Here is a 10259-nt window from a genome sequence, read left to right as displayed (position 1 = left end):
AGGTTAGCAGGTTAGCAGGTTAGCAGGTTAGCAGGTTAGCAGGTTAGCAGGTTAGAATGCATTTTTGAACATTCAACCAGATAACCTTGGCCAATAGGCCACGCTACGCGAACAACCTTTAACCAGACAACCTTTAACCAGACAACATTCAACCAGACAACCTTTAACCAGACAACATTCAACCTTCTAACTTTAAACCAAAGCTTTAGCAGCAGGAAACATACCTTAATCTTTCGTAGTCCTGTTTCCAAACCTGTAACAGCGACGGGTAAACCGGATTTGCTTTAGTAAAATAAAATTATGGTTTCCACTGTCAAGATGCCAAAATCACCTCCTGCTTGGGAGGATTTGCCTCTGAGTCAAGCCGCAGACTCAATCGATCTCGATAATATCAAAACCCAGCTAGATTTAGTCTTGCTTAGTCTAGAAGCTCTAGCAGGTATTGGTTCAGAGGAGATGCTGCAAGCTGCTGCTGAATTAAATTTAGACTCAATGATCACAGACCGAGTAGCATTGTGGCGTCTGCGTCAGTCTAATCCCCTGCGCAAAAGTTCAGGAGGTCGGAAAAAGCTGGATGTGGAGGAAGCGCGATCGCTAGTTTTAATCATCTGTCACTTGGCTAAAAACCATCAAGAATTAATCCGTCGTGCGGTGGCTTTACTCGAACAAATGACACAACAAAACACTGAACCTCATCGTGCTGCTTTATTGGGAGATTATTTAGATAACTTTAATAACACTTACCGAGAACGGATGGCCGAAGAAGAAAATGTATCAACTGATAGCCTAAAGCAACTGGGTCTTAAACTATTAATCAATTTACTCTTCTATAGTGGCTCCAAAGGTCATCAGCGTTTATGGTTAGCCTTATTAGGTAAAGTCTCTTAAGAATTGTATGCAGGAAAATATAGCATTTTTATTTGAGATGTCAAACTAGGATTGATGGGAACTTCGGAACAGGGAACTTTGGAACTTCGGAACAGTATAAAATATCGATGCAGCGCCGACCTGAGGGGGGTTCGCCCACTCGCTATTGAATTAAGACTATCCGATTTTTGGTGTTATGATAAATCAGCATTTGGTTTTATGATCTATTTGTAAATGCTATAAAAATCAATAATTAACGATTAACAATTAACAATTAACAATTAACAAATGACTAATACATAATCACCAATGACCAACATAGTCCTGCGACGTTACACTCCTCCTACCTGTACCCTATCAATTTGGGCAAACCGCTCACCCTTATCTCGCTGGGTGGGAAAATCTCTGGTGAAGAAGTTGCGGTTTGAGTTGCGTTTTGATGACCCCCGCAAGCCAGAAGAACAACAGGTAACGTTACGAGGCAACACAGAAGATTTAGATGTATTGTATGAAGCGGTAGATGGCTATGTTCAGCACTTCCTTGAGCCGTCCCCAAACCAACTGGTTGCCTCTGGAAACTCTAAGGCCGTAGGCCACGCTACGCGATCGGCTGAGGTTACTCCCTTAACTGTCCTAACTCTTCCAACCCCTCAGGAAGAAAATGCCACAGCAGTTCCAACTCAGCAAATCCATCTGCAATCGAAAGGGTTACTGAGCCATAGCCTGTTTCTGGGTAAGCTGGCTAATGAAGAATCTGGCTCAGTAGTTGATTTAAGTGCTACACAGCTGTTTGATCTAGCCACCGCTTTGGATGAATATGCGGCTGAAGTAGTATCTCTACCAAAACTCAATCAGCCCAGTTGGACACCAGAATCATCCGGTTGGATGCGTACAGCAGCATCCATGGTGTTGGCAGTGGGTGTGACAGCAGCAGTGATTAAGTTGCTTGATAAACCTCAGCCTGTTGAGCAAGCCCAAACACTAACAACAGCACAATCGCAAAAAACAGCATTAGAGTCCAGCAAGATTGGGAAAAAGCGAGCCATCTCCCAGGTTCCCCCAGCACCGAGCACTCCCATCCCAACTCCCTCGGTACCACCACGTTTATCTCCAGGAACCAAGTTACCGCCTCCGCCTCCGGTTAAGCCACCCTCTCCACCAGTACGCACTGCGCCACCGCCTCCCGTCAAGCCACCCTCTCCACCAGTACGCACTGCGCCACCAATAGCCTCACGCCCCAATTCACGTCCGATTCTCACAATTGTTCCTCCTCCAGCTAGGAAACCAGACTCTCCTCAACTGAGTGCTACTAGTTCTACTAGTAGTTCTGTTACTAGTCCTGTTGCTAGTTCTGTTACTAGTCCTATTGCTAGTTCTGCTGTTAGTGCTGCTCCTGCTTCTGGGGCTAGTAATGGTGAGGCACGTGTTTCTGAGGCTAGTAAAACTAATTTACCTGCTGCTGATGCCAATACCCAACCCAAACCAACTCCACCGAGTTCCATCGCTGTAGTACAAACTGTGTCAAAATTGCCAGTGATTAAACCAGCGCCCTCTCCTACTGAGGTAGGAATTCAGGATTCTTCTAGAGAAAGTCTATCCATCTCCACAGAAACAGTGGTAATCCCTGAGGCCGAGTCTTCGATTTCTCCTATTTCTACTACTTCTATTACTTCTACTTCTACTTCTTCTAGGTCTACTACTACTAATGTGGCGGTTCAAGCCATCCCTGCTCCTCAACAGAATGTGTCTACTCTCGACAGAGGTTCTTCTACCTCTAGAATTATCGATCAAGCTGTGCCTGGACTTAATGTCCCGAGTAGCCCTGTTATCGATCAAGCTGTGCCTGGACTGAATGTCCCGAGTAGCCCTGTTTCTGATTCTTTAAACTCATCCAAGCCTACTATTGCGAATCCGATATCTCAGAATACCCTGTTTGATAAGATTTCTCAGGTAGCAGAAGCCAGACGATATTTCCAGGAGCGCTGGCAACCTCCCGAAGGGCTACAGAAAACCTTGAACTATAGTTTGTGGTTAAATAATAATGGTACTATCCGACGTATAATTCCCCTTGGGCAAGCAGCCAAAACCTATATAGACAATGCCCCCATACCTCTGATCGGTGAAACTTTTGTGTCCCCTTTAGAAGGGGAAGGTATACCAAAAATTCGGGTGCTGCTACACCCAGATGGTAAGGTACAAACTTTGTTGGAAGGGATGAATTGAGGCTATTGATTGCCAGAACAATTTAGATCAAAGTAATTCTCCACAATCTTTACTATACGCTCCGCCGCACGACCATCCCCAAAGGGATTAATGGCATTTGCCATCCCCTGATAAGCTACTGAATCACTCAATAACAAACTTGCCGCCCCTACCATCTGTTCCGGGTCGGTTCCTACCAACTTCCCAGTCCCAGCTGCGATCGCTTCCGGTCGTTCTGTCGTCTTACGCAATACCAGCACTGGCTTACCCAAACTCGGTGCTTCCTCCTGCAATCCGCCAGAATCAGTCATCACTAAATAACACCGTTGCATTGCTGCTACCAATTCCACATAATCCAGCGGTTCTGTTAAAAATACCCGCTCATGGTCCCCCAACATTGCCCTTAGGGGTTCCCTGACCGTAGGATTACGATGGAGAGGTAACAATAACGCTGTATCTGGGAACTTATCTAGAATCTGGAGAAACCCCTGTGCTATATCCTCCAGTGGTTTCCCCCAATTTTCCCGACGGTGTACTGTTGCTAAAATCGTGCGGTATCCTTCCCAATCTAAACCCGGAACCTCACACACTGGTTCCCGCTCAGCCACCATCAACAGGGCATCAATCACCGTATTCCCAGTTTTATGAATTGCGCCAGTGACTCCAGACCCCTCCAAATGCTCTACTGCCAGGGGAGTGGGGGCAAAATGTAATTGAGTAATCTGAGAAATCAGCCGTCGATTGGCTTCCTCTGGATAGGGATTAAACAAATCATTGGTGCGCAATCCCGCCTCCACATGACCCACTGGGATACGTTGGTAAAACGCTGCCAAGGCCGCAGCAAAGGCCGTAGTTGTATCCCCCTGCACAACTACTAACTTGGGCTGCAATTCCTGAAATAACTCCTCTAACCCCCGTAAACTCAAACAAGTAATATCGGTCAGAGTTTGCTTGGGCTGCATAATTTCTAGATCCCGATCCGCCCTCAGGTCAAACATCTGCATTACCTGGTCTACCATTTCCCGATGCTGACCCGTTAACACCACCTGAGTCTTAAATTTACCAGAGCGTTGGAACTGAAGAATCACCGGAGCTAACTTAATTGCCTCGGGACGAGTCCCTAATGTGATACAGATTTGAATTGGAGACTTGGTTGAACCCTGGTTTAGGGTCTTGGGTTTAGGGTCTGGGGGAATTTCCAGGGGTTTCATAATTACAGCATTTCTCAATTGGCTGAAGTACTTTCGTTCTGGGTTGCGCGGGAATAGGGAATAGGGAGTAGGGAGTAGGGCAAGAGTCACCGGTAGTGGGTAAACCCATGGCAGGAAGGGAGGGAGGGAAGGGCTGCGAAAAATGTTCAACCGTTGCTACCCCTCAACACTCAACACTTAGCAATAACCCAAGCGAGTCAATAATAGAACAATTTCATCAATAGCACGATAGAGTGTAGTAACAGATTGGTCAGATTGATTTACCAGAATACTAAATACCAAGGTTTGATAGTCAGGAATATCAAGATAGCCGGATAAGGCTGAGACACCACTTAATGTACCAGTCTTAGCCTGGAGCTTACCAACAGCTGCGGTATCACGAAAGCGATCGCCTAAAGTTCCACTAACCTCAGCCGTAGCCAAGGATTCTCGATAAACCTGAGCTAATGGGGTTTGTGCCATCAGTCTCAGAGTTTGTGCGATCGCAAACGGACTAGCTAAATTATGGCGAGATAACCCAGACCCATCAGCCAGACTATAGCTTTTTGGGTCAACCCCTAACTCTGTTAAGCTCTGTTGAACCGCTACCAGACCCAACTTAGGGCTAGACTCACTCCCCACCTCTGTTTCCAGTTGGTGCAATAATGCCTCAGCATACAAATTATTACTGTGCTGATTGATTTCCTTTAACAATAGCGCTAAGGGAAGAGATTCTACCGCTGCCAACTCTGTGGTTGTTTGTGTATTGGTTATTTCTGTATTATTAACATTAGAACGCAATCTATTATTAACCTCTCTTCCCATCCCCTGATCTGATGATCTGACCATCTCAGCTGAACTGTCTTTTACCAGTGCCTTAATCACAGCAATTCCCTCAGCTTCCAGGATACGGCGGAAGGACTCCAGGAAATAATTGGCTGGGTCGCGAACTGCTAACCCCCAGAAGTCTGGTGCAGCATCTGCTGCCAGTTGACCGTTAATCACTAACACCGGCTCACCTAAAACTCCCATTATTTCTACTGAGTATGGTATTCCGGCCTTACCGGTAACAGCACGATTATCCACACGCCACTGTCTAGCCGCTACCCCATCACTCCAACTAACGCGCAATGATTTTCCTGGCTGTTGGGGAAATAGGGTTAGTCCAACAGTATTTTGATTGAGAATAAGTCGATTAACCGAAGCGCCATAGTATAGATAACTATCGCTCCACTCCCAGGTTGGATTGATAATACCATAGGGAGTATAGCCATCTTCTACAATTAACTGTTGCACCAACCTTACCCCTTGACCCTTTAGTTGTTGTGCCACATCTGTTAACTGGGTATTGCTTAAGCTTGGGTCTGCTTGTCCCACAATCCGTAAGGACGTCAAATAGGGGCTAGTGCCAGTACCATAAACCGGTGTGCGAATCCGGTATTGTTCACCTAGTTCACGTAACGCTGCTGCTGTGGTAAAGAGTTTGATATTGGATGCTGGGATAAAGAAACGTTCTGATTCAAGACTGTAGAGGGGAGCTGAGTCGGCTAAGGGTTGAATCAAAATGCCCCAACGCGATCGCATAAATTCGGGACGACTGATTATGGCATCAATAGCTGTAGTTAAGTCAGCAGGACAAATCTTTTTTGGAAAGGATTCCGGTTTCTCAACTACTTCAACTACTGTCGGTGTCGCCATCACCCCTTGCTTGATGACTAACTGTACAGCTAACCACAACACCAGCAGAGTTATTGGTTTTCCCCATCGATGTAAGGGATTTGGCATAACTCACAACTCATAACTCACAACTCATAACTGACCTACGGGCATCTTGGTGGAACGGGCATCTTGCCTGTTTCCTGCCGCAACTTACAACTGACCCACTGACGCCCTCAGCACTCCATTGACTTCTCTAATCCGTTAATGACTAAACTATTAAAAATTACTCCTCAACGCTGGCTCATTATCCTATCCCTATTGATTATTACACCATTAGGGATTCTTTCCAAGTACTACTCTGGTCTTGGAGAAAAATGGGTTCATGACTACTCTGGTGCTATTTTGTATGAGATTTTTTGGTGTTTAGTGATATTTTTTATTATTCCCAATCGCCAAGCAATAACCCGAATTACTTTAGGAGTTTTTAGCGTTACCTGTGCCATAGAATTATTACAACTTTGGCAAACCCCTCTCTTAGCACCAATTCGTGCTTCCTTAATCGGTAAATTCCTCTTAGGAACTACCTTTGTATGGTGGGATTTCCTTTATTATGCCATTGGCAGCGTCTTAGGTTGGCTATGGTTACGGCAAATCTCCCAGTTTTGTAAACTGATTAGATAATATATACCGGACATGATATTACTCAAAAATAACGGATATTTCTACCTTTCCTGTTGGATCTAATCCAATATATTGAGCACGAATAGTAGTACCAGCTTTAACAGGAACTAGGGGAGTCATGGAGCCTAAAGATAGTAAATCGCCTTTCTTCAAAACTTTACCTGATGCCTTCAAAGAATCTTTTAACCAAAGTACTACCTGTAAGGGATTTCCTAATAAAGCACTACTTTTCCCAACAGCTAACTGATTGCCAGCCTTATCTACCATTACAATCTTTATATTTTTTAATCGTTCTTCCCAATCAGGGGTAGCAGATAAAGGAATCGCTGTGCCTAACACTCCCAAGCGAGCACCCACATTAATGGCTACCAAATCAGTGCCATCAAAACTCACTTTTGGGTCATAAACTAAATCTGGCAGTTCCATGAAGGGAATGACGGCATCAAGAGCAGCTAATGCTTCTTTAGGGGTAGTAGCATTATTAATCTCTTCGCTACCAACTCTAACCATTAAGTCTCCTTCATATACAGGTCGAGTACCGAATTTGGCAGGGACAACCGCTCCACTGTTGAGCAACATCTTTTCGAGAAGTACACCTCGTATGGGTTCAGAGACTTTGAAGCGCTCTTGAGCAGCAGGATTAGTCAGTCCAGCTTTGTAACCTACAACGTTTCCTAAACTAGAGCTCAACTGTTCTACAAATTGGTCTTGCAAAGCCTGAGCTTCTTCAACGGTTAGCTTAGTCGCAACTGCCCTAGCTGGGGTTTTGTTGAGATAGCTAGTTGTCAATTCCTCCACCAGACGACCCTCAGGGGTTTGATCTAAAACTTTAGTACGAGAGCTACTAGTTGAGTTGGAGTTGTTCTTAGCCCCAGTGAGGTTGCAGCTTGGCAGATATAGAACTGAAGCCAATAGTACAATTGCTAGGGAAATAGATTTGATATGTTGCATGGTGTTGCTAGAGCTGTTTTCAGGATTCAAAGCATTTGGCATAACTCAAGAGCCGAAAATTGCTTCAGTTCCATTTTTTGGTGTTACTTATGAGTTACATAACGGGAAGTATACATAAAGAGGAGGTAACCATGAGCGTAGACAAAAGCTTAGACAAAGGGGAATGATTTCAGCTTATCCCATCTCTGAATCAATACACTAGTTGATCAGGACTTTCGGCGAGCTAATCAGCAATCGGTAGTGTTGACGGTTAACTGTTAACGGTTGACTGAATACACTCAGTCGTCAACGGAAAATCCTATTCCCTGTCTTCGAGGATCAGCTTCAAGAGATTATTAATCCAAGTCAGATCATGTCCGGTGGAACACTGATCTCGGAACATCCCAAATCTGTAACTGGAGTTTGAGCGTCTCGCTGACTAGCCTATAGCCAGCTAGCAAGATGCTTGCACTACAAAATAACAAGTAACAAGTAACGAGTAATAAGTAACAAGTAACGAGTAATAAGTAACAAGTAACAATTTACCTGAATACGAAGTGATTAAGAGGTGCGCGCCCCTTCGCGCCCCGCGTTGGGCTTTGCCTAAAGGTGCGCGAATTTAATTCTTAATGGGTCAAGCGCACCTCCGGACTTGCTCTCATACCTTGGCGATTAGGAAATATATCAATAAGTAAAAATGAACCAATCACCAAACACTGGAACAATTTTAATCGTTGATGATAATCCCAATAATTTATCAGTTCTCTACAAAACTTTGGAAAGTGCTGGGTTTCAAGTCAGAGTAGAAATGGATGGTGAAGGAACTCTTGAACAAGTAGAATATGAACCACCTGATCTCATATTGTTAGATGTTAATATGCCAGGTATTGATGGATTTGAAACCTGTAAACAACTCAAAAATAATCCAATATCTAAAGATATTCCCATAATTTTTATGACCGCGTTTGCTGATATAAACCATAAGATAAAAGGATTATCTTTAGGTGCAGTAGACTATATCCCAAAACCCTTTGAACAAGAAGAGGTATTAGCTAGAGTCAGGCTCCATTTAAAACTCAATTTTTTAAGCAAAACCCTTGCTGAACAAAATGCCTATCTCCAAGATGCTAAACAAAAAGCAGAAGTAGCTAACCAAGCCAAGAGTGAATTCCTAGCTAACATGAGTCATGAACTCCGTACTCCCCTAAACGGTATTCTAGGATATGCTCAAATTCTCCAACGTGATGCGGCTAAAGCCGCCTCCAAAGGTGAACGAAATTTAACTGCCAAGCAACTGGAAGGCTTAAAAATTATTCAGAAAAGCGGTGGCCATTTGTTGACTTTGATCAACGATATCTTAGACTTTTCCAAAATCGAAGCTGGCAAAATGGCACTGTATTCCACAGAATTTAATTTACCAACCTTCTTAGAGGAAGTTGTGGGAATCATCCGCATGCGAGCTACTGAAAAAGATATTGTGTTGAGATTTCAACAAAAAACTAATTTACCGACTGGTGTTAAGGCAGACGATAAACGGCTCCGACAGGTACTGATCAACTTGTTAGACAATGCAGTCAAATTTACCGACCAAGGCAATGTAACTTTCAACGTTGGAGTGATTCAAGACCAAAACCCTACCTCCGGTGATCAGGAGAAAGATTCCAAAATCCAACATCGGACGATTCGCTTTGAGGTGATTGATACCGGGATAGGAATTAGCCCTCAACAATTAGAGAATATTTTCCAACCCTTTGAACAAACGGGGGATAGCAAATATCGGGCAGCTGGAAGCGGCTTAGGCTTAGCCATCTCTCGGCAGTTGGTGGAATTGATGGGAAGCCAACTAAACGTTAAAAGCGAGTTAAGTAAGGGGTCAATCTTTTGGTTTGATGTTGCCTTACCTGTGGTTAAAATTGTTACCGAAGCTAAACGGAATATTGCCGGTCAAGTGATGGGTTACCACGGAAAACGACGCAAACTGCTAGTTGTGGATGATAACAAAGAAAATCGGTTGGTATTACTCAACATGCTTGAACCGTTAGGCTTTGAGGTGGTAACCGCAGACAATGGTCAGCAGGGATTGGATGTCGCCATAGCCATCCGACCCGATCTGATTTTGACTGATTTATTCATGCCGGTCAAAACTGCTTTTACCATGGTGCCAGAAATGCGGGAAATACCCGATCTGAAAAATGTGCCAATCATTGCCCTTTCAGCCCGTACTTTTGACATAGTCCAGAAGCAGAGTCAGATGCTGGGCTGTGAAGGTTTTATACCGAAACCCGTTGACCAGGATCAGTTACTTGCTTTGTTGGAGCAGCTGTTGGAATTGCAGTGGGTTGATGACTGAGGTACTCTAAGACTAATTTTCTTTAGTCAAGACAGAGCTCAAGGATAGGGGGAAAGGTTAAAGGGAAAGCGAAAAGCCCTGTGATTATATCCTTTGCCCTTTAATGTTTCACTTTTTCGAGATTGATTAAGTCAGTCAGGGATTTTTAAAAATGGTATAAGACCAAATCATCTCATGTCCGAGAGGATCGGTATTGTAATATGTTGGGAATAGGTATTAGGTATTAGGTAATTGTGATTACTCCTCTAGGATTACCTCTTATCCATTACCTATTATCCATTACTTACTATAGTAATTTTCAATTGGGTGAAGTGCTTTCGTCTTGGGTTAATGGGAGTAGGGAGTAGGGAGTAGGGAGTAGGGAGTAGGGAGTAGGGAGT

The 10259-nt window shown here is 44.0% G+C and carries 7 protein-coding genes; 4 read left to right on the top strand and 3 right to left on the bottom strand.

The features are described from left to right. The first annotated feature begins 300 nt into the window (after positions 1-300). Together AC4II3_RS00035 and AC4II3_RS00030 are read left to right on the top strand one after the other, a co-directional pair. Positions 301-888: a DUF3038 domain-containing protein gene (locus tag AC4II3_RS00035; protein WP_488009760.1), complete on the top strand. Its 588-nt coding sequence runs from the start codon at positions 301-303 to the stop codon at positions 886-888. A 288-nt stretch (positions 889-1176) separates the two neighbouring features. Continuing rightward, positions 1177-3090, top strand: a complete 1914-nt coding sequence (locus AC4II3_RS00030) for a DUF4335 domain-containing protein (protein ID WP_488009762.1) — start codon at positions 1177-1179, stop codon at positions 3088-3090. A gap of 2 nt (positions 3091-3092) precedes the next feature. On the opposite strand, the gene wecB is transcribed toward AC4II3_RS00030, so the two are convergent. Both wecB and dacB read right to left on the bottom strand, forming a co-directional pair. Next, the gene (wecB, locus tag AC4II3_RS00025; protein WP_488009772.1) at positions 3093-4280 is read right to left on the bottom strand and encodes a non-hydrolyzing UDP-N-acetylglucosamine 2-epimerase; all 1188 of its coding nucleotides are present in this window, start codon (positions 4278-4280) and stop codon (positions 3093-3095) included. A 177-nt stretch (positions 4281-4457) separates the two neighbouring features. Further along, a complete protein-coding gene (dacB, locus tag AC4II3_RS00020; protein WP_488009764.1) occupies positions 4458-6044 on the bottom strand; it encodes a D-alanyl-D-alanine carboxypeptidase/D-alanyl-D-alanine endopeptidase in 1587 nt (528 codons plus the stop codon). A 138-nt stretch (positions 6045-6182) separates the two neighbouring features. Between dacB and AC4II3_RS00015 the strand changes: the two genes are divergently transcribed. Further along, positions 6183-6599, top strand: a complete 417-nt coding sequence (locus AC4II3_RS00015; RefSeq protein ID WP_488009766.1) for a ribosomal maturation YjgA family protein — start codon at positions 6183-6185, stop codon at positions 6597-6599. A gap of 18 nt (positions 6600-6617) precedes the next feature. Here AC4II3_RS00015 and AC4II3_RS00010 read toward each other — a convergent pair whose 3' ends face one another. Further along, complete coding sequence (locus AC4II3_RS00010) at positions 6618-7592, bottom strand: 2-keto-4-pentenoate hydratase (protein ID WP_488009768.1); 975 nt, start codon at positions 7590-7592, stop codon at positions 6618-6620. Between the two features lie 634 nt (positions 7593-8226). Between AC4II3_RS00010 and AC4II3_RS00005 the strand changes: the two genes are divergently transcribed. Beyond that, complete coding sequence (locus AC4II3_RS00005) at positions 8227-9879, top strand: response regulator (protein ID WP_488009770.1); 1653 nt, start codon at positions 8227-8229, stop codon at positions 9877-9879. Positions 9880-10259 lie beyond the last annotated feature (380 nt).

It is taken from the genome of Moorena sp., from assembly GCF_982860115.1.
This window is presented reverse-complemented; position numbering and strand designations above follow the sequence as displayed.